A 21040-nucleotide genomic window follows, 5' to 3' on the forward strand; every position below is an offset into this window, starting at 1 on the left:
TTTCAAGCTAGTCTGCGTTATCGCTGATAATGGTGTCGATGATGTGGTCGACATCACTTAAGTTTAAGACCAACACATCACTTTCAAATGCCGGTACTGTACGCTGAACTTCCGCTAACACAGGGCCATTTTGGTCTTTAATATCTATCGTGACATTCATAGACAACCCAATGCGTAATGGATGCTTCGCCACTTGCTCAGGGTCTAATTCAACACGGACAGGCAAACGCTGTACAACTTTAATCCAGTTCCCTGTCGCGTTTTGGGCGGGTAATAATGAAAAAGCACTACCGGTTCCCATATCAAGCCCAACAACAGTGCCGTTATAAACGATATCTTCTCCGTAAAAATCACTATTGATAGTCACGGGTTGCCCAATACGGACTTTTTCCAGTTGGGTTTCTTTGAAGTTTGCATCTACCCAAACAGGCTGGACAGGCACAATGGCCATTAAAGAGCTCTGTGGGCTGACTTGAGAACCAACTTGAACATTACGCCGTGAAACATACCCCGTCATCGGGCTTTTAATTTCAGTACGTTGTAAGTTTATCCACGCACTGCGTACGCTATCAGCTGCTTGCTGAATTGCCGGTTGCTTTTTAAGCTCCGTGTTGCGCAGCAATGCACGGTTAGCATTATATTGTTGAATTGAAATATCCAGAGCCGCCTGCGCAAGTTGTACGGCTTCTTGGGAGTGCTGTAGGTCTTCCTTCGAAATAGTTCCGCTACGCCCTAGCGCCACACGACGTTGATAATCTTTTTGCGCTTGCGCAAGTGTCACCCGGTTTTTTTGAATTTGCGCTTGATACTCATCACCATTAATATACAGCTCTTTGGTTTTGCGCACAGTTGTTGCTAAATCATGTTTGGCTTGTTCAAATGCCAATCGGGCATTAGTTTTATCCAATACAACCAATACGTCACCCGCTTTTACCAAGTCGGTATTTTCAAAGTTAACTTGAGTAACATTACCCGTTGTTTGCGCAACTATCGGTATCTGCAAACCAGATACATAGGCGTCATCGGTATATTCTTGAAAGCGTAAAACTAAAAACCAATAAACACCATAGGCTACAAATAATAGAACGATAATTATTGTGGCTATCACCATCCATATTGTTCTACGTTTTTCATTGGTCGTTTTTTGATTGTGTATTTCTGAATGGGTTTCTTGACTCATAATAACTCTCAAGGTCTGAAATCAATATTAATTCTCCCTCTATATTTACGAAGTATATGTAATAAAGCAATAGCTAATAATTTACGATTAAATTAATCCTAACAAAAAACAACTAATCCATTGATATAAAACAAGTAATTACAAACAAACCGAATTGAACATTAAATTGATTTTTATTATCAACTTAATCAAATCCATTCTTAATTAGATTAATGGGAAGAATTAAAAATAAAAAATATTTAATTATATTTATTTTTGATAACAAATTACCATTCAATTACTGACATTCTTTTTTTGATGTAATAACCCTATTTATTAGGCCACTCTTATATTTTATTAACTTACAATTTTTATTTTTGGTCATACGAGTGAAATTGGCGTTCGATGAGTCGATAAAATATGGACTTAATGCAGTGCTTAATAGAGTGATAATGTGTACGGGTCAGTACTGGCCTTTTGGCCAGCTTTTATCCCTTTACTCATTGCGGTCTTCCTGTGCTAATAAGGCTAATGTAATGCTATTTACAGCGGTAACCGAACAAGTTAAACCTTAATTTTTCGTTAAACTAGACAAACGTGGTGACTGAAGAAAATACCGTAGGTGAAAATTCTTAGCTGAGATCAAATATTGCTCATAAATTAGTTAGCACATTATTTATTTTTGATATGTTTTAGTGATAGTATTCGCAAACAATATAATTATCATTCTCATTTATATTTACTAGGGATAACTATGACTTCGCAATATCACTACACCCTTATTGCCGCCGGTGTTTGTGCGGCTTTATCTTCATTTAGCGCTACAGCAGCAGACAGTAAAACAGATACTATGGTCGTCAGTGCGTCAGGCTTCTCGCAACAACTGCGTGATGCTCCAGCTAGCGTGACTGTGATCAGTGCAGACCAACTACAAAACAAACCTGTTCGTGACCTCGCCGATGCGGTTAAAGACGTAGAAGGGGTGAGTATCGTTGGTGCTGCCAATAAACAAGATATTAATATCCGCGGCTTACCCGGCGAATATACGTTGATATTGGTCGATGGGCGTCGTCAAAACAGCCGTGAATCACGTCCAAACGGCAGTGGTGGTTTTGAAGCGGGCTTTATGCCACCTGTTGAAGCGATTGAACGCATCGAAGTGATCCGTGGTCCTATGTCCTCCCTGTATGGTTCTGATGCGATGGGTGGTGTTATCAATATCATCACCAAAAAAGTGACCAATGAATGGCACGGTAGTGTGACAACAGGCGCGATTATTCAAGAAAATAGCGATAGCGGTAATTCCACCGACGGTAACTTCTACCTATCAGGCCCATTAATTCAAGATAAACTCGGCCTGCAATTATATGGTGGTGGGGATTACCGCCAAGAAGATAAAATTACTGACGGCCACTACAAAAAAGACAATAAAAGCTTAACCGCAAAACTGACGTTTACCCCGATGGAAAACCAAACTTTCTTATTAGAAGCAGGTAGAACCACTCAAGAAAGGGAAGAAAATCCAGGTAAGTCCCTTGCAGAATATGAAATGCGAGGAAAATCAAAGCAAGACAACAAGAAGACCCAAATCTATAATAATCGAAATCATGCTGCACTCACGTATAAAGGTGAATGGGATTCGTTTAATACTGAATTGAGTGTTTATCAAGAACAAACCAAAAGAAAAACCAAAACCGAGATTGAGATAGAAAATACAAATCCAAAACTTTTCGAATACCGCTATGAAGGCCGTGTACCTGAAATTACCAACACTGTCGTAGATGGTAAAGTTGTTGCGTTTTTACCGGACAATATCCTAACCGTTGGTGGTCAATACCAATACTCAAAACTCAAAGACAGCTCACTGGTTTCAAAAGGAAAATTTGAAAATAACAGTATGAGTGTCGACCAATCCGCACTATTTATTGAAAACGAATTTACCGCAACCGAGGATCTTATTCTAACAGGCGGATTACGTTTAGATCACCATGAAACTTATGGTAACCACTGGAACCCTCGTGGTTATGCGGTTTATTATTTAACAGATGAAATCACCATTAAAGGTGGTGTTTCGTCTGCATTTCGTGCCCCAACGTTACGTGAAGTGAGTAAAGGTTATGGCACCTCCACTGAAGGTGGAAATGGGATTATTTATGGTAATCCAGACCTCAAACCGGAAAAAAGCGTCAGCGAAGAAATTGGTATCGTGTATAACCATGAATCAGGCTTTGATGCTAGCTTAACCTTCTTTAATACCGACTTTAAAAATAAATTAACCAGCTATGATACTGGTGAAAAAGATACGATTAAAGATCTCTCCATTTACAAATATGATAATGTGGGAAAAGCCAATATTAAAGGGGTCGAAGTCGCTACTAATATTCCTTTAGCTCAACGTTGGAAGCTCAGTATGAATTACACCTATACTGATTCAGAACGCAAAAGTGATGATGAAAAACTCAACAAAACTTTATCACTTAAAGGCTACCCGTTAGATAAAACACCAAAACATATGGCTAACGCAAAATTAGATTGGCAGTTTAACGAAGACCTCAATCTATATACTCGTGCGCAATATATCGGTGAGCAAGTATGGGCTGCACAACGTAATGGATCGAAAGTACCTCGTTACCGCAGTGGCTACACTACCATGGATGTAGGGGCAACTTACCAAGTATTTAAGAATACGAAACTGAACTTTGCGGTACTGAATATTGGTAATGAGAAAGGGCCTAAAATTGATAAAGTTGATGGCAACTGGGATGTTGAAGACGGACGCCGCTATTGGGCGAACGTTAACGTTAGTTTCTAATTAGCTCTGAGGGTGTGCCTGTTTCAGGTATACCCTCAAAAGTATGTAATTCGGGTTGCTGAGCGTAGTCAACACCCCTGCAGCTTGAAGGATGACGAGTATTGAATAAATTATTAATTTCCAGCTTATTATTATGTATGGCAAGCAGTGCATTCGCACGCCCTAGCCAGACTATCCCGAGTATGGACGAGCAAGTCAGCCAATTTTACAATATCCAACAAACGGATATGGCCTACGGTGACCGTGCGCTGCGCATTTACAGTGCGGTACCCTATAATGTCACCGCACAACGCCCTGTCCTGTATATGCTTGATGGCAATGGTTTATACCCCAAAGCGGTTAATCGCGCAGTTGCAAAGCTCCCTGCGGATAAACTACCAATTATTATTGGAATTGGTTACCCCATCGACGAAGCCTTCCCAAAAGTATGGCGAACGCTCGATTATACCCCACCGGTTACGGGTGAGGATTTTAAACAAGGCGGGGGGGCCCCTGTACTGTACCAATTTTTAACTGGCACTATCCGCCCATGGGCAGAGCAGCAGTTTCCTATCGATAAAAGCAAGCAAACCCTATTTGGCCATTCATTTGGTGGATTATTTACCTTGATGGCATACCAACAACAACCGGATGATTTTCAGTTTTATGTTTCGGCCAGCCCATCATTATGGTGGGGTAAAGGAAGTATGGTGGATTTAGCGAAACTGACGGCGAAACAAACGGCTTCCCCCTTATTTGTGACTTTAGGCGGTTTAGAAGAGAGCCCTGATTTATCCAAATTGAGCGCCGAACAAGTACAAAATTACCAAGCGCGCAAAAGTTGGATTAGCACACGCCAAGTTTGCACTGAAATTGCAAACCACCAAAGGCACTGTGAATTTACCTTATTCGATGGCAAAAACCACGGTTCAGTGATCCCTGATGCCATCGATAAAGCCCTTGATGTCGCTAGCCAATAAGACTAATTGATGGGTTTTAGAAGATCGCTGTAGAGATCTGCTAAAACCCCCTTTTCGCCAAATTCTTTGCGGATCCACTGTGTCACAAGCCCAGTCGCTGAGTGCTGTGTGGCGAGTAGCATATGGGAGTCTTGCCGCGGATTCTGAATTTGTTTCGTTACCAACAAGCCATGTTTAACATGTTCTTTGATCATATAATCCGGTAAGAAACCAATCCCCTCACCGAGTATCTGGCACTGGCATTTAGTGTTAAAATCAGGAACTTGAATTGCTTCTTGTCCATGTAATAGCCAGCCTACTCGCTTGTTAATGGTATGCGCAGTATCCTCTACCATAATATTTGGATAGAGGCGCAATTGGCTCTCAGCGATGGGCTCTGGCATCAGCGCCAATGGGTGACTTGCTGCGATAGCAAATTGCCAATGAATTGCACCGATTTCAGTGTAGTCAATTCCACCGCCATCCATCAACGTACCCGGAGCACCAATCGCAATATCCGCATGATTATTAATAATGGCATCCCAAACCCCATTATATACCTCTGTTGTCACGGTGATATGGCAGGTAGCAAATTGTTTTTTTAATATTTGCAGTAACTTAGCGGTATGATACGGCGTATATAATAACTGATTAATACAAATACGCACCCGCGCTTCAATACCTTGCTCAATAGAGTAAATACTTTTTTGAATAGAATGGAAATTATTAAGTAAGTCGGTCGCTTTACGATAAAAATAATAACCCGCTTCTGTGAGTTCAATATTACGGGTATTACGAATAAACAATGCGACATCTAAATAAGTTTCAATACGTTTGATGGTATAACTTACCGCAGAGGTGGTCACGCCTAATTCTTCCGCGGCTTTACTAAAACTCGCAAACTTGGCTGCTGTTGTGTAAGTCAGTAAGTTTTCTTCCGTAAAAATTGAGTTCATACCCACCGCCAAAATGTTTAAAATTTAGACAAATCATGTTTTTATGTGAATAAAATTCAATAACGCAAAAATCGGATTATTTTTCGAGCATATTTTTATAGCTTAACAGAATTACTAACAACTGGAATAGATTAAATTTGATATGTATTCCCCCTAGGTAAAAACCGTACATTTAACGTCACTATTAATATTCGAAATACTTAATATTATTGAATTTAATAGGCAAACCAAGCATTAACATTCGACACAGTCGAGATCAATAAAATTACAAATTTAACAAATTAAAAACTTTCAATTTGATGTCTATCACAGAACTGAGTAAATCATGATTTTCGATTTTAATTAACAAAATAAATCATACAATTTTGTTCATAAAACAGTCACAAACCATCAAAAAACGATAAAAAAGGATGCTCGTACGCACAAAAAAGCCGGATTATTGAATTGAATTCAACAATCAAACGCCTCATTGATGAATTAAATTTAAATGGATTCTTTTTATTAATGACAATTGCTATGCTTTAAACATCATAAATAATCTTCAAATTGTCTTTATCTATGTTGGTAATAAAAACCAACCTAAGGGGAAAATGATGACCGCTAGTACTCTCGCTCACGACTTTTTAACTGCAGCTGAAAAAGGACAATTAGAAATATTAAAAAGTTGTCTTGAAAAAGGTGTGGATATTAATACCACCAACCGCCAAGGCCGCACGGCAATTGTTAATGCAAGCCTGAATAAACATTATGAATGTGTTTCTTTTCTAATTAATGCAGGGGCGGATATTAATAAACAAGACCAAACCTGTTTTAACCCTTTCTTATTAAGCTGCCTTAATGATGACCTCACATTGTTACGCATTGTTTTACCTGCAAAACCAAATTTAGATTTATTAACCCGTTTTGGTGGCGTGGGTATTACACCTGCAAGTGAAAAAGGCCACGTGGAAATTGTTCGCGAATTACTTGAAAAAACCGAGATTAATGTTAACCACACCAACTTCGTGGGCTGGACACCACTATTAGAAGCTATCGTGCTCAATGACGGTGGCGAAAAACAACAGCAAATCGTTAAATTGCTATTAGACCATGGTGCAAACCCACATATGACTGATAAATATGGTAAAAAACCATTAGAGTTAGCGCGTGAAAAGGGTTACAACGAAATTGTAGAGCTGCTGATTGCCGCGGGCGCATAATTAAACCATATACTCTAAATCATTCGGGTTGCTGAGTGCAGTTAACACCCATGTAATTTGAAGTATGGTGAGTATAGATAAGGAGGCATGTGAACGCATCCATATCTCATCGGCAAAGGTTATACGGGCTAACGGCTGATACACATTTTCTCAATTTGTTTCATCAGCCACAACCCCAAGGAACAGTAGAACAAGTTTTTAATAAAGCCATTAACTTTTCTATTGATAATGAACTTTATACTTTGCTTTGTTCTCAGTTAGATAATGCACCAAATAGTTGCCGACTAATCAATAAAGACTTTTCTCTTTTCGATATTAAAGAAGGAGAGAACATTAATTTATCAAATAAAGAAATATTGATTGGTAGTCATTATTTAATATCATTTTCTTTATGTAAAGAATGGCGGCAACCTGTTATCAACTTTAGCGATAACAAACTGAAAAAATTAAATTATTTATTATATATCGAAGAACAAATAAGTAATTTGGATCTAATCTTAACTGAAAATGAAAATTCTCTATTTAAATATCAGGGAGATAACTTTTTTTATCTCTCTATGACAGCGCAATTGGTTCAATTACGTTCTGAATTGATTGAATCAATAATTAAGAAAAACAAAGAAAATGTTATCGATGTGATCCGCCAGCTTGTTGGATTAGGTATCGGGCTAACACCATCAGGAGATGATTACTTAGTTGGGTTAATGGCATTTTTATTATTAACCGGTCATCCGGCTGCCACTTTTTACCCTGAGTTTTATCAAGGAATAACCCAAAGCCTCAGCCAGACGACACCAATTAGTGCCATCACATTGGAAAAAGCGTTAAACCAAGAATATCGAGAAAATATGCAGCAATTAATTCAATCATTAGTTGATGCGAAAGAAACATATATTTATCCACAAATTTTAGAGATTTTAAATATCGGGTCGAGTTCTGGCAGCGACATGCTATTTGGCTTGCGAGATGCCCTGTATATCACCCATTATTTCGGAGAAAACTATGTCGACTAAAGTTGTCATAAAAAAGAATACTTATTTTGATTCCGTATCACTGATGTCTATTTCGACAAAAGCCAATCAGCTCGACAATGTTGAACAAGCGTTTGTCGCGATGGCAACAGAGATGAATAAAGGCGTTTTACGTAATTTAGGGTTACTAACACCTGAATTAGAAGAGGCCAAAAATGGCGATTTAATGATTGTCATTAAAGGCCCAAGCGATGAAGCAAACGATGCCACATTAATTGCTATCGAAGACTTATTTAATAAGAAAAATCAGGGTGGTGGGCAACATGAAGCCAAATACGCCACCATTAATTCAGCGAAGACGCATATCCCAGATGCCAACCTCGCCGTCATTTCAGTCAATGGTCAGTTTGCTGCTCGTGAAGCGCGCATTGCGTTAGAAAATGACCTCAACGTCATGCTGTTTTCCGATAACGTTTCCATTGAAGATGAACTTGCCCTTAAACAATTGGCTAGCAAGAAAGGTTTGCTGATGATGGGCCCTGACTGCGGAACTGCCATTATCAACGGAACCGCGCTGTGCTTTGGTAATAGCGTTCGCCGTGGCAGCATTGGCATCATCGGTGCATCCGGTACGGGTAGCCAAGAACTCAGCGTCCGTATTCACGAATTTGGCGCAGGCGTTTCCCAATTAATTGGTACCGGTGGTCGTGATTTAAGCGAGAAGATTGGCGGTATCATGATGATTGACGCCTTAAAAATGCTCGATGCCGATGATGAAACTCAAGTTATCACATTGATTTCTAAGCCACCAGCCCCTAGCGTAGCCAAAAAAGTGCTAGAGCAAGCGGAAAAATGCCATAAACCTGTTGTTGTGTGTTTCTTAGGTAGCCAGCCACTACCAGAAGACAAACCGGGTTTAACCTTCGCCCAAAGCACCAAAGAAGCAGCACTGAAAGCTGTTCTATTAACCGGTATTCGCAAAGAAGATTTAGATTTACACCCGCTCAATTTACCGCTAATTGATGAAGTCAGAGCAAAACTGAAGCCTGAGCAGAAATACATTCGAGGCTTATTCTGTGGTGGAACGCTATGTGACGAAGCCATGTTTGCCGCGCTGGAAAAATACGATGATGTTTACAGCAATATTCAGCCAAACCCTGACTATCGCTTAAAAGACCTCAATAAAAGTATTGCGCACACTTTCCTCGACTTTGGTGATGATGACTTTACCAACGGTAAACCACACCCAATGATCGACCCAACCAACCGTATTGAACGTTTACTGCAAGAAGCTCGTGATCCTGAAGTTGGCGTCATTATGATGGACTTTGTTTTAGGCTTTGGTTCTCACGAAGACCCAGTGGGCGTGATGATCGATGCAATTAAAGAAGCGAAGAATATTGCCAAGCAAGATGGCCGTGAATTAGAAATTTTAGGCTATGTATTGGGCACCGATCAAGATACGCCATCAATGGATGCGCAAGTCAAAATGCTAACTGATGCCGGAGTCATCTGGGCAAGTAGCAGCACCAATACGGGTTTATTAGGGCGTGAGTTTGTATGGAAAGGGGAGAAAGCATAATGACTTCATTATTTAAACAGCCATTAAGTGTGATTAACGTTGGCATCGAAATGTTCAGTGATGACTTGAAAAAACAACATGTTCCGGTCACGCATTTAAACTGGACGCCTCCAGGACAAGGCAACGTTGCGGTCATTCGCGCCCTAGACCAGATTGAAGGTAATGCGGCACTACAAGAAAAAATTGCGGCGGCTAATGCCCAAGCACTTGAGCGCATTATTCAATCTCAGCCTGTGTTAATCGGTTACGACCAAGCGATTAACGTAGTTCCAGGTATGACCAAAAATACCATCCTGCACGCAGGCCCACCTGTTGCTTGGAAAGATATGTGTGGCGCCATGAAAGGTGCGGTGACTGGTGCACTGGTTTTCGAAGGCTTGGCAAAAGATTTAGCCGATGCAGAACGCGTTGCGGCTTCTGGGGAAATCATTTTCTCTCCTTGCCATGAACATGATTGCGTTGGCTCGATGGCTGGCGTCACTTCAGCATCGATGTTTATGCATATCGTTGAAAATAAAACCTATGGTAACCGTGCATTCACTAACCTCAGTGAACAAATGGCGAAAATCCTGCGCATGGGTGCCAATGACCAAAGCGTCATTGACCGATTAAATTGGATGCGTGATGTCTTAGGTCCAATGCTACGCGACGCAATGAAAATCGTTGGTGAAATCGACCTGCGCTTAATGTTAGCCCAAGCATTGCATATGGGAGACGAGTGCCATAACCGCAACAATGCAGGGACAACCTTACTGATTCAAGCGCTTACAACGGGGATCATTCAAACTGATTTCTCTGTCGCCCAGCAAAAAGAAGTATTTGATTTTGTTGCAAGCAGCGATTACTTCTCCGGCCCAACGTGGATGGCGATGTGTAAAGCTTCGATGGATGCCGCTCACGGTATCGAATACAGCACCGTTGTCACCACCATGGCGCGTAATGGCTATGAGTTTGGCTTACGTATCAGTGGGTTACCGGGTCAATGGTTCACAGGACCTTCTCAGCAAGTTATCGGTCCGATGTTTGCAGGTTACAAACCAGAAGACTCTGGTTTAGATATCGGTGACTCTGCAATCACAGAAACCTACGGTATTGGTGGTTTTGCTATGGCAACAGCCCCCGCTATCGTGGCACTGGTGGGGGGTACGGTAGAAGAAGCCGTCGACTTCTCCCGCCAGATGCGTGAAATCACGTTAGGTGAAAACCCGAATGTCACTATTCCATTACTAGGCTTTATGGGTATTCCTACAGCCATTGATATTACGAAAGTTTCAGCCAGTGGTATTTTACCTGTCATCAACACGGCCATTGCCCATAAAGACGCGGGTATCGGTATGATTGGAGCAGGTATTGTTCACCCACCGTTTGATTGCTTTGAAAAAGCTATGCTGTCTTACGCGCAGAAATACGCGTAGTTTCCAGTCATAAAAAATAACGCCCATCTTCGGATGGGCAATAAGAATAAAACGAATACCCTGATTGATTTTATTTGAAAAACAGTGCTGTAACTCAAAATATAGGAACATAACCTAAATAGTTTGAATTGCAGCTAGGCGGTAAGTAAACGAGGCCCTAGTCGCATATATAAGTATGCGGCTAGGCCGAGTGAATGCAGCCAACAACACTGCGGTTCAAAGTATGACGGGTATGCAGGGGGAATATATATATGAGTATACTTAGCATCAAGTGGAAACGTGGGGACTTAGCCGCCTACTTTGGCTTAATGACCAATAACCTAACCAACCTCCTCACCATGATGGGTCTCTTAATTTTCGTTGTCGGTATCCCATCTGAAATGGTTTATGGCACGATTGCACCTGCTTTTGGTTTTGCTGTTTTACTTGCCAGTGTGAGCTACGCTTATTTTGGCCAGCAAATGATAAAACAAACCGGGCGCGATGACGTTACAGCTCTTCCATCAGGCCCGAGTGCCCCTTCTATCTTTACGGTGACGTTCTTAGTCATCATGCCAGTCTACCAAACAACACAAAATGCCGAATTTGCGATCCAAATCGCACTGGTTTGGTGTTTTGTCGAGTCAATGATCCTCGTCGGTGGTTCTTTCTTAGGTGAAACCATCCGTAAGATGATCCCACGCACCGTACTGTTATCCTGTTTGTCTGGCTTAGGATTACTGTTACTGGCGATGAACCCAATGCTGCAAGCGTTTGAAGCACCAACGGTTTCATTCATTGTGCTGTTATTAATTTTCATTAACTGGTTTGGTAAAAAACCAATTTTTGCGCGTATCCCAACCGGCTTATTGCTTCTCATTGCGGGTACAGTGTTGGCATGGGCTTCCGGTTTGCAAAGTGCAGAAGCAATCAAAGACTCAATGGCATCATTTGGCTTTAACCCTCCAAGTATCCATATTGATAGCTTCTTCCAAGGCCTGCCACACGCTCTGCCTTACCTAGCGTCTGCAGTACCACTTGGCTTAGCAAACTATATATTCGACCTGGAAAATATTGAAAGTGCCCACGCGGCGGGTGATGAATATAATACACGTAAGGTCATGTTAGCTAACGGTTTATCATCGACTGTCGGTTGTTTCCTAGGTAACCCATTCCCAGTCACCGTTTATGTGGGTCACGCGGGTTGGAAAGCGATGGGCGCAAGCGTGGGTTATACGCTAGCATCCGGTATCACCATGTTTATCGTACCATTATTCGGTATCGGCGCCTTTATGTTAGCTATCATTCCAATGACCGCTATCGTGCCAATACTGGTGTTTATCGGGGTCGTCACCGCCAACCAAGTTGTACGAGAAACGCCGAAAATTGAAGTCCCCGTTATCTTTATCTGTCTGTTCCCATGGATTGCTAACTGGGCATTGACGATGGTTAATAGTGTCATTGGCGCGGCAGGCACCTCTGCGAGTGCAATTGGTATTGAAACCTTGCTACACAAAGGGGTTTATTACCAAGGTCTGGTCCATTTAGGAAACGGGGCACCGTTAGCCAGTATGTTATGGGGCTGTATTGCTATCTTTGCTATCCTCAACCAGCCGCTGCGTGGCGCTATTGCCGCTGCCGCGGGAGCAATATTAGTCTTCTTCGGAATTATTCACTCCCCAGCGGTCGGAATTGCCACCGGTTCAACCTTGATGTTTGTTTACGCATACCTCATGATGGCAGCTTTATTTGTACTCAAACACTTTTTAGACAGCCGAAAATCGGTGGAAGAACAACAAGCTGAAAAATCTGAGAAACTCAGTAAGTCAGTGTAACCAAGCTAACCTTTTATAGTAGGTGTGCGCTGTACACCTACTATCAGCTAAATCTCTGTCTCAGGAAACATTAACAATGAAAGAACTCGTGGTTGTTGCCATCGGGGGCAACAGTATTATCAAAGATAACAACAGCCAGTCTATCGAAGCTCAAGAAAAAGCCGTTCAAGAAGTCGCACACCATATTGGTGACATGCTTGAAGGTAATTACAACATTGTTTTGACCCATGGAAATGGACCTCAAGTTGGATTAGATTTGCGTCGTTCCGAGATCGCCCATGAAACCGAAGGTTTGCCGTTAACACCTCTCGCTAACTGCGTAGCGGATACGCAAGGTGGAATCGGCTATTTAGTTCAACAAGCGCTGACTAACGTCTTAGCAAAACGCCATAACCGCCAAGCGATTACGGTAGTAACACAAGTTGAAGTCGATAAAAACGACCCTAACTTTAGCGCGCCAACCAAGCCGATTGGGGCATTTTTCACTGAACAGCAAGCTCTGCAATTACAGCAAGCAAATCCAAGCTGGCATTTTGTTGAAGACTCTGGCCGCGGTTACCGCCGAGTCGTAGCTTCCCCTGAACCCAAACGTGTCATTGAATCACAAGCTATTCGTACCTTAACAGAACATAATTATGTGGTGGTTGCAGCGGGCGGTGGCGGTATCCCAGTCATTGATAACGGCAATGGCGGCTACAAAAGTGTTGATGCGGTAATTGATAAAGACTTATCAACAACTTTACTGGCGAAAGAGCTCAATGCCGATATTTTAATTATCACCACAGGTGTCGAAAAAGTATGCATTCACTTCGGCAAACCTGAACAAAAAGCACTTGGCGAAACCAGCACCCGCGACATGCAACGCTACATGGAAGAAGGCCATTTCCCTGCGGGTAGCATGTTACCGAAGATTGAAGCCAGCCTATCGTTTATTGCTAATGGCGGTAAACGTGTGATCATCACCACCCCTGAAAAACTACCAGAAGCCTTACGCGGTGAAACGGGAACCCATATTGTTCAAGGGTAAATTTCTATAATCTAGCTCATGCGAATTTTTTGTTAATCGCAAATGCAGTATCACTCAGATCGTTTGATGGCGATCTGAGTAAATAAGTATCGCTTAAAAACAGGAAATTCGGCAGTAAATGGATATCACTAGGAGTTTCTATGAAAGCAGAAAAATCATCAGGCAGAAGAGAGTTCCTTTCCACCAGCGCCAAAGTTGCGGCCGCTTGCACTTTATTCGGTGCAGTATCAGGCATTGCTTCCGCTCAAAGCCAAGTTAGCCTTAAAACAGGCCAATCCAGTATTACGGACAAACATTATTACCTCGATGACGTGTTGCTCGAAACGGGCTTTAATTACCAGGATTCGACGGTTACCAGCACCCAAACCGCCTTACACACTGTCGAAATCCGTGACGGTAAAATTGCGGCTGTTTTACCGAATAAACAGCATGCAGATGGCACATTAAATGCTTATAGCGCGCAAGGCAAACTGATGCTACCGGCCTTTCGTGACATGCATATCCACCTCGATAAGACCTTCTATGGTGGGCCATGGCAAGCGCCACAGTCACGTGAAGGTAAAACGATTATGGACATGATCGCGTTAGAGCAAAAATTGCTACCTGAGTTACAACCTTTCACGGAAGAAAGAGCGAATGCGCTGATCGCGCTGATCCAATCCCAAGGATCAACCATTGCTCGTAGCCATTGTAATATCGAACCCGTTTCTGGTTTGAAAAATTTAGAAGCCTTACAAAAAGTGCTTGGTGAACACCAGCAAGACCTCACTTGCGAAATCGTCGCCTTTCCACAGCATGGCTTATTACATTCCAAGTCAGAAGGTTTAATGCGTGAAGCCATGCAAGCAGGCGCTCACTATGTTGGCGGTTTAGACCCAACCAATGTGGATAGCGCAATGGAAAAATCTCTCGATTCCATGTTCCAAATTGCGTTGGACTACAACAAAGGCGTGGATATTCATCTACATGAAACTAGCCCAGCAGGCGTTGCCGCTATCGATTATATGATTAAAACGGTAGATGAAAACCGCAGCTTGCGTGGTAAAGTGACCATCAGCCATGCCTTTGCACTGGCAACACTTAACCCTGAACAAGCAGAAAAAACAGCTAAACAGTTAGCTGAGCAGCAAATCACTATTGCTTCGACGGTTCCCATTGGCACACTGCATATGCCACTGAAAACCCTAAATCAAAATGGGGTATTTGTGATGACCGGAACGGACAGTGTAATTGACCATTGGTCGCCTTTTGGCCTAGGCGATATGCTAGAAAAAGCCAATTTGTACGCGCAGCTGTATACTCGCCCTGATGAACTGTCGCTGTCCCGTTCACTTGCCATCGCAACAGGCAACATTTTGCCGTTAAATGAGAAAGGCCAACAAGTGTGGCCAGCCAAAGGGGATGACGCCAGCTTTGTGCTGCTTGATGCGTCTTGTTCTGCCGAGGCCGTCGCGCGGATTTCCCCACGATTTGCAACGTTCCATAAAGGCCATTTAGCCCACGGAATGATGTCGAAGTCCGCCTAAACGCGATAAAAATAGCGCCTTCAGGCGCTATTTTTTTACCTTATTTTTGCCGCTTGAGCGTATTAAAGATTAAGTCTAATAAACCCGAGTTATCGACGGATTGCAGTACCGTGATTGGCTTTGTTTTTGGTTCAGGGAACCCAACTCGTAGACGTAGTGAGTCATAACAGAAACTTTTGCCACGCAGTGCTCCTTGAAGCTCAATACCGACATGCTTTTGCTCATGCGTCACTAGGCGCTTATCCAATAACCATGCAACGGTTAACACATCATGTATCCAACACCCTGCTAAATGACGTGTTGCGCGAGAATAGTCCATCCACGGTCGCATTGTGGCCTCAAGAAAACGGCTCAGAGGCGTATCGATTTGAGCAAGTTTATCAAGATCCTCATGCACCATCTGCGTTTGTACCGTAACATCCATCGGCACCAAAGTCAGGTTTGCGCCACTGTTCAACACTGCGTAAGCCGCTTCAGGATCGATACCAAAATTCGTGTCTTTCAGATAGCCAGGTACGTTAAAAACCGCCCCCATGATCACTATTTCCGCCACGTTTTGAGCCATGTCAGGAAACAGCTGCATTGCTATTGCGATATTGGTTAATGGGCCAATGGCAATAATCGTGATTTGTTTCGGGTTCTGGCAAACTAGCTCGCCAATACGTAACGCCGCTTCTGGAATAGACGTCGGCAAGCTAGGTACGGAGGGAAGGCCATCCCACAGGTGCTTAAGTTGAGCCCGTTCAGCGCCGTTATCGAGTAGCTCACGCCATGGCGCACTCGTTTCAACCAAGGCCGACGATGCACCACGATAAACAGCAATATTTTCCCCCAACGAATTAACTAAATGACTAGCAACGTCAAAGCCAATTTCGCTGGGCGTATTACCCGAAACGGTGGTGATCATTTCCAATTTGATTTCAGGTGCAGCAATAGCCAGCGCAAGTGCCAAGCCATCATCAACATTCGCACCAACGACCCCATTACCGGGGTCGCAATCTATAATCACTCGCATAAATTTCCCTGAAACAATAAATCATCAGCATCCACATGAATGCCCGATTTGTAATTCAAATTCCACTTCACAAATGGCTTCTTTTTGTGGCCAATTTTGTAAGATGTGTATCGCTTTTTGCGCGATTTTATCAACGGGCTGGCGAACCGTTGTAAGCGTTGGAACAGTATATTCTGATTGCACCGTACCGTTGAAACACACCAGAGCAATATCTTCTGGTACACGCATGTTTAATTCTGCTAAGGCTTTTAGACAACCAAACGCTTGTAATTCATTTGTCGCAAAAATCGCATCAGGGAAACCAATGTCCTGCATCTGATAAATCGCGTGATAACCCCAATCACGGGTGTATTCCCCCGATAAAATCCATTTTTGCTGTATCATCAAATCGGCTTCAGATAGTGCAGTTTTCCAACCATTTAAACGGTCTTGGGTATTCAGCATGTTATTCGGGCCGCAAATAATGCCAATGTTTTTATAACCGTGTTCAATTAAATGGTGAGTAATTTTATAGGCGGCCAGTTTCTCATTCACTTGAATGGTACTGATCCCTTCTGCGGCCTCAATTCTATCAAGCATCACACAAGGCGTGCCCGATGACTGAATTAAATCAACATAGGGATGCCGATCAACACTGGTATAAATAAGCCCTTCAACTTGCCTGAGCAAAAGGTTATTAATCAATTCTTTCTCTCGAACCCGTGAATCACCTGCATCACCGAGTAACAAAACATGCCCATATTTAAACGCTTCGCGCTGTAATGCATGGGCAATAGAGGCAAGAAAGGGGTTAGAAATATCAGGGATCACTAACCCATAGGTCTGCGTACTACCCGAAGCTAAGGCTTTAGCAATGCCATTTGGCCGATACCCCGTTTTTTTGATTGCAGCTAACACCTTTAGCCGCGTTGCCTCTGCGACAGGACGCGGGCCATTGTTAATCACATAACTGACTACCGCAACCGAGGTTCCGGCTTCGCGGGCAACATCTACCCGCGTCACTTTACGGTCATTCGTCTCTGACACCCAGCAATTCCTTTTTCTAACATGACTTTGTCAAAGAATAGCAGCCACTTTGACTTTTATATACAGCCACGTTCACTTATATCGCATCTTCAGGCAGGTTTAGATCACGGCCTCGGGTTTCTGGAGCAAAGAATGTGGTCACGAAGCCAATGCATGCCATAGCAATAAAGTAGACCGCTATTGGCCACCACTGACCAGTCCAAGACAACAATGCAGATGCCACCAGCGGCGCTGTACCACCGGATAAAATAGAACCAAGTTCTTTAGCAAAAGCCATTTTAGTGTAGCGATTACGCACACCAAATAGTTCCACGCCCCAAGCTGCTTGTACCCCGAAAATCCCCAAAGATGCTAACCCCATCCCAACCACAATTGTCGGAATCACGATCATCGGTTCGCGAGAGTCTAATAACATAAACGCAGGTACGGCATATAGCATTAATAAGAAACAGAACCAACGGTAGATAATACGACGGCCAAATCGGTCGGATAACCAACCCGCGAAGGGAATAATGGCAAAACCAAGAATAGAGGCTATCAACACAGCTGTGGTGGGTACGGATTTATCGACCAATAATATCTTAGTGACATAACCGATGATAAAACCTTGAGCAAGATAAGATGGTCCATTTTCACCAATACGTAACCCCACCATTGTCCAAAACGCACGTGTTTTTTGCCAAAATGAACGGGTGTCCACAGGGTGAGCCACCGCATCAGACTCTAATGCGAGGCGACGTTCTTCGGCGAGTTGCTCTTTTTGTCGCTCAAAAACCGGGGTTTCACGCATATGTTGACGAATAAATAATGCGGCCAACGCAATTAAAATACTGCCAAGGAAAGGAATACGCCATCCCCATGACATCAGACTTTCTTTGTCCATCTGTAATACGATCAGCCAAATCATTGAAGCCAGTAGTGTTCCACTGTTTGAACCTAATGCAATGATGGACGAAACAAGGCCTCGACGTTTAACCGGGGCATATTCACCCAACATCACCGTGCCACCGGAGAGCTCAGCCCCTGCACCTAAGCCTTGGGCAAACCGTAAGATCACCAAACAAACCGGTGCCCAGACACCAATTTGTGCGTGGCTGGGGATCGCTCCAATAAGGGTGGTTGATAGCCCCATCAACGCAATCGTGATGACCATAACCATTTTTCGGCCATGTTTATCACCTAGCCAACCAAAAAATAGTGCGCCAATCGGACGTGCAATAAATCCGACTGAATAAGCTGCAAAGCTGGATAGCAGCGCCATAATCGGCGTTGAATCAGGGAAGAAAACATCACCGAAAATAATACCTGCTGCTAAGCCATAGAGGGCAAAATCCGCATACTCCATGGTTGTACCTAACCAACAAGAAAAAATCGCCCGGCGGAAATCTTTTTTTCCTTCGGGCGTACTTAACCGTTCTTGTGCGGCCTGTTGGTTCGCCTCGATATTTAATTGTGTAGCCATAGTGATAAACCCTTGGTGTTGGCGCTAAGCCTATTAATCAAAAAAATCTAACTGGCGTTTTTATTTACTTAAAGGATAGTCTACGCGCGTAGATTTAAGCAAACGAGGCCATGCTATTTTGTGAGCGTTATCACTTGATGACAAAATGATGAATTTTATATGACTGAAAATAACGGAATAGAAAATAAGTAAAAGGAGCCACATTCAAATAAATAAACTGGGGCCAGTTCATAAATGCCGTGGCTCTCTATTTTTATGTGACACTCACTAGGTACTCAACAATACCTCGTAAATTATGCCATTTCATCCAAACTTCATCACTAATTGGCTGCCCTGTATACTGTTCGATAGCCGTTATCAGCTCTAACATTTCCAGTGAATCAATATGAACATCTCGGATTAACTCAGAGTCTATCGTATAAGTATTTTCGATCCCCGAATAAGTCCGTATTGATTGAATTTGCTCTGAAAGCCACTGCCAGTGAATAGCCGCGTGTTCATTTTTCATGTGGTCTCTCACTCTTGTGTGGTGTAAGCGTCTTTTTTGCTTTGGTCACGTGTTAACGCCCCTCTCTCCGTTAACGTCACTGGCTTACCTATATTGGGTAAGTGTGAGTGAGTATCCAGTACGGTTTTAACCGCTTCACGGTCGCCTTGGTAGACTGCTTTATCTGATAGATTACGGGTAAGCGCGCCATTCGCCGATAATGTCACCGCTTTTTGTCCTTTTGGCTCTTTGGGCACCCAGTGGTTATTTTTGTCTTTTTGATAAGTATTCGCTGTAAACGTGGTTTCCCGTTTTGGTGGTTCGAAAGAGTTAAGCGACGCCTGAGCTACCGTATTCGGTTTCCTCACTAATAAAGGCCGCGATGCCAGCAGAATCTCCTGCCTTATTAGGTCCACATCAAGCTTTGTTTTTTTGCCTGCATCTTTTAATCCAAATAATGTATTAAACACCGTTGCAGGTTTTTTATTCGCCCTTTCCTGCGCTTTATCATTCATCATTTGTTTATGAGCAACTTGATCATTTTCTTGATTGTCATCTTCAACCAGCGGCTCTTTAGTCTCTACAGGGCGATCATCTGCGGCCTCCTTCGCCACATTATAGATACTGGTAAAGTTATCATTAACCGTTATAGTTTTAGTTAACGAAGCAGGCATGTCTTTGTTGTCATCAAAAGTGCTTTCGTGGCCACCATCCACGCAATCCTCCGGTTTAGCATTATTCTCAGGATTTAGTGCCATCCTATTTTCAGCCTTACCATCCGTATTTTCAGTCTCACCATCTGTATTTATAGAGACACTTAACTTCCCCATAATTTCAATTTTTTGCTCCAGCGTCAAAAAGATATTATATAGATGTAAGTGTTTATTAACTGGTTCTTTATGTTTTTCCAGTTGATTTTTTGCTTCCGTAATTAACCCCTGTTTTCCTTCATGAAGCAAAGGATCAAGTAATGTGTCGAATGGTAGTTCCTCAATACTTTTTTCAGCTAACAAAGGGGCTAATTTTTCTCTAATGGCGGGTTTAACATATTTATCGAGAAAACGTTGAGACACGTTATCAATATTGCTATCACTCCAAATATTATCGAATGGCAATTCATTAAAAGCTTCTTTCGATACATTAAGTATCTGTTTCAAATTTTCATTAGCATGACTACTGTTAGCTAGCTTAATGAGTTTTGCCACACAGGCTAATACCTTTGAATCTTTAATTTCCTTATCAGTCAGTAGTGTCAAAATAGTCAGTGTATTTTTACATTGATACTTCAACGCTTTCGATTCAGCAGTCCCACCACCTCCAAGTTTCAGGGTATTAGTTATCATCTCCAGACTAATATCAGGATATTTTTCATTTAATAGCGATTTAATTATATTTTCTTGTAGCCCTTGTTTATTCGGATATACTTTTTCAATCTTTTCTGAAAGTTCATATGTTTTATTGAAGACTTGATTTTTTGCAGGGAAATGAGCTTCCTGATTTACATTATTAACTGAACTTATATTACTTGAAAATAATTTATTATTATTCTCAGATGTTGATAATGGGTTATTAATAGGTGACATAGGTGGACTATTACTTTTAATGTGAATCATCCCCCCCTCCTTATTGATTAATATAAAATTAAATAGAA

At 42.4% G+C, this 21040-nt stretch carries 16 protein-coding genes; 9 read left to right on the top strand and 7 right to left on the bottom strand.

The window, feature by feature from the left end; genetic code table 11:
• Positions 1-7 precede the first annotated feature (7 nt).
• Complete coding sequence (gene emrA, locus PSF42_RS14690; RefSeq protein ID WP_213913507.1) at positions 8-1180, bottom strand: multidrug efflux MFS transporter periplasmic adaptor subunit EmrA; 1173 nt, start codon at positions 1178-1180, stop codon at positions 8-10.
• A 733-nt stretch (positions 1181-1913) separates the two neighbouring features.
• Between emrA and PSF42_RS14695 the strand changes: the two genes are divergently transcribed.
• Positions 1914-3971 (top strand): TonB-dependent receptor domain-containing protein, encoded by a 2058-nt coding sequence (locus tag PSF42_RS14695; RefSeq protein ID WP_125891787.1) that lies wholly within the window; start codon positions 1914-1916, stop codon positions 3969-3971.
• Between the two features lie 101 nt (positions 3972-4072).
• Positions 4073-4930 (top strand): alpha/beta hydrolase, encoded by an 858-nt coding sequence (locus PSF42_RS14700; RefSeq protein WP_272680277.1) that lies wholly within the window; start codon positions 4073-4075, stop codon positions 4928-4930.
• 2 nt (positions 4931-4932) lie between these two features.
• On the opposite strand, the gene PSF42_RS14705 is transcribed toward PSF42_RS14700, so the two are convergent.
• A complete protein-coding gene (locus tag PSF42_RS14705; protein WP_125891788.1) occupies positions 4933-5865 on the bottom strand; it encodes a LysR substrate-binding domain-containing protein in 933 nt (310 codons plus the stop codon).
• 593 nt (positions 5866-6458) lie between these two features.
• On the opposite strand from PSF42_RS14705, the gene PSF42_RS14710 reads away from it, so the two are divergent.
• The 7 genes from PSF42_RS14710 (at position 6459) to PSF42_RS14740 (ending at position 15399) form a co-directional block, all read left to right on the top strand.
• Positions 6459-7064 (top strand): ankyrin repeat domain-containing protein, encoded by a 606-nt coding sequence (locus PSF42_RS14710; RefSeq protein ID WP_125891789.1) that lies wholly within the window; start codon positions 6459-6461, stop codon positions 7062-7064.
• An 89-nt stretch (positions 7065-7153) separates the two neighbouring features.
• The gene (locus PSF42_RS14715) at positions 7154-8077 is read left to right on the top strand and encodes a DUF2877 domain-containing protein (RefSeq protein WP_125891790.1); all 924 of its coding nucleotides are present in this window, start codon (positions 7154-7156) and stop codon (positions 8075-8077) included.
• The gene (gene fdrA, locus PSF42_RS14720; protein ID WP_272680278.1) at positions 8067-9617 is read left to right on the top strand and encodes an acyl-CoA synthetase FdrA; all 1551 of its coding nucleotides are present in this window, start codon (positions 8067-8069) and stop codon (positions 9615-9617) included. The genes PSF42_RS14715 and fdrA overlap by 11 nt, the downstream gene beginning before the upstream one ends.
• Positions 9617-11032 carry a DUF1116 domain-containing protein gene (locus tag PSF42_RS14725; protein WP_125891792.1) on the top strand — a complete coding sequence of 472 codons (1416 nt, stop codon included), beginning with the start codon at positions 9617-9619 and terminating at the stop codon, positions 11030-11032. Before fdrA ends, PSF42_RS14725 begins: the two co-directional genes overlap by 1 nt.
• A 251-nt stretch (positions 11033-11283) precedes the next feature.
• On the top strand, positions 11284-12846 hold the full coding sequence (locus PSF42_RS14730; RefSeq protein WP_125891793.1) for a xanthine permease: 1563 nt from the start codon (positions 11284-11286) through the stop codon (positions 12844-12846).
• A gap of 76 nt (positions 12847-12922) precedes the next feature.
• Entirely contained in the window at positions 12923-13873 is a 951-nt protein-coding gene (locus PSF42_RS14735; RefSeq protein ID WP_213914457.1) for a carbamate kinase family protein, read from the top strand.
• A gap of 140 nt (positions 13874-14013) precedes the next feature.
• Positions 14014-15399 carry an amidohydrolase family protein gene (locus PSF42_RS14740; protein WP_125891795.1) on the top strand — a complete coding sequence of 462 codons (1386 nt, stop codon included), beginning with the start codon at positions 14014-14016 and terminating at the stop codon, positions 15397-15399.
• A gap of 40 nt (positions 15400-15439) precedes the next feature.
• Here PSF42_RS14740 and PSF42_RS14745 read toward each other — a convergent pair whose 3' ends face one another.
• The 5 genes from PSF42_RS14745 to PSF42_RS14765 form a co-directional block, all read right to left on the bottom strand.
• Positions 15440-16414 carry a nucleoside hydrolase gene (locus tag PSF42_RS14745; RefSeq protein ID WP_272680279.1) on the bottom strand — a complete coding sequence of 325 codons (975 nt, stop codon included), beginning with the start codon at positions 16412-16414 and terminating at the stop codon, positions 15440-15442.
• A gap of 24 nt (positions 16415-16438) precedes the next feature.
• Positions 16439-17440: a LacI family DNA-binding transcriptional regulator gene (locus PSF42_RS14750; protein WP_125891797.1), complete on the bottom strand. Its 1002-nt coding sequence runs from the start codon at positions 17438-17440 to the stop codon at positions 16439-16441.
• Positions 17441-17516: 76 nt separating this feature from the next.
• Positions 17517-18902 (bottom strand): MFS transporter, encoded by a 1386-nt coding sequence (locus PSF42_RS14755; protein ID WP_125891798.1) that lies wholly within the window; start codon positions 18900-18902, stop codon positions 17517-17519.
• Between the two features lie 253 nt (positions 18903-19155).
• Positions 19156-19410 carry an acyl carrier protein gene (locus PSF42_RS14760; RefSeq protein WP_125891799.1) on the bottom strand — a complete coding sequence of 85 codons (255 nt, stop codon included), beginning with the start codon at positions 19408-19410 and terminating at the stop codon, positions 19156-19158.
• An 8-nt stretch (positions 19411-19418) separates the two neighbouring features.
• Positions 19419-21002, bottom strand: a complete 1584-nt coding sequence (locus tag PSF42_RS14765) for a hypothetical protein (protein ID WP_272680280.1) — start codon at positions 21000-21002, stop codon at positions 19419-19421.
• Positions 21003-21040: the final 38 nt, after the last annotated feature.

The organism is Providencia sp. PROV032 (assembly GCF_028484875.1).
GTDB classification, from domain to species: Bacteria; Pseudomonadota; Gammaproteobacteria; order Enterobacterales; family Enterobacteriaceae; genus Providencia; species Providencia rettgeri_E.

Coding starts and splice junctions, on each gene's coding strand:
- emrA (WP_213913507.1), bottom strand. CDS start 1,180: ATGAGTCAAGAAACCCATTCAGAAATACACAATCAAAAAACGACCAAT.
- PSF42_RS14695 (WP_125891787.1), top strand. CDS start 1,914: ATGACTTCGCAATATCACTACACCCTTATTGCCGCCGGTGTTTGTGCG.
- PSF42_RS14705 (WP_125891788.1), bottom strand. CDS start 5,865: ATGAACTCAATTTTTACGGAAGAAAACTTACTGACTTACACAACAGCA.
- PSF42_RS14710 (WP_125891789.1), top strand. CDS start 6,459: ATGACCGCTAGTACTCTCGCTCACGACTTTTTAACTGCAGCTGAAAAA.
- fdrA (WP_272680278.1), top strand. CDS start 8,067: ATGTCGACTAAAGTTGTCATAAAAAAGAATACTTATTTTGATTCCGTA.
- PSF42_RS14725 (WP_125891792.1), top strand. CDS start 9,617: ATGACTTCATTATTTAAACAGCCATTAAGTGTGATTAACGTTGGCATC.
- PSF42_RS14730 (WP_125891793.1), top strand. CDS start 11,284: ATGAGTATACTTAGCATCAAGTGGAAACGTGGGGACTTAGCCGCCTAC.
- PSF42_RS14735 (WP_213914457.1), top strand. CDS start 12,923: ATGAAAGAACTCGTGGTTGTTGCCATCGGGGGCAACAGTATTATCAAA.
- PSF42_RS14740 (WP_125891795.1), top strand. CDS start 14,014: ATGAAAGCAGAAAAATCATCAGGCAGAAGAGAGTTCCTTTCCACCAGC.
- PSF42_RS14745 (WP_272680279.1), bottom strand. CDS start 16,414: ATGCGAGTGATTATAGATTGCGACCCCGGTAATGGGGTCGTTGGTGCG.
- PSF42_RS14755 (WP_125891798.1), bottom strand. CDS start 18,902: ATGGCTACACAATTAAATATCGAGGCGAACCAACAGGCCGCACAAGAA.
- PSF42_RS14760 (WP_125891799.1), bottom strand. CDS start 19,410: ATGAAAAATGAACACGCGGCTATTCACTGGCAGTGGCTTTCAGAGCAA.
- PSF42_RS14765 (WP_272680280.1), bottom strand. CDS start 21,002: ATGATTCACATTAAAAGTAATAGTCCACCTATGTCACCTATTAATAAC.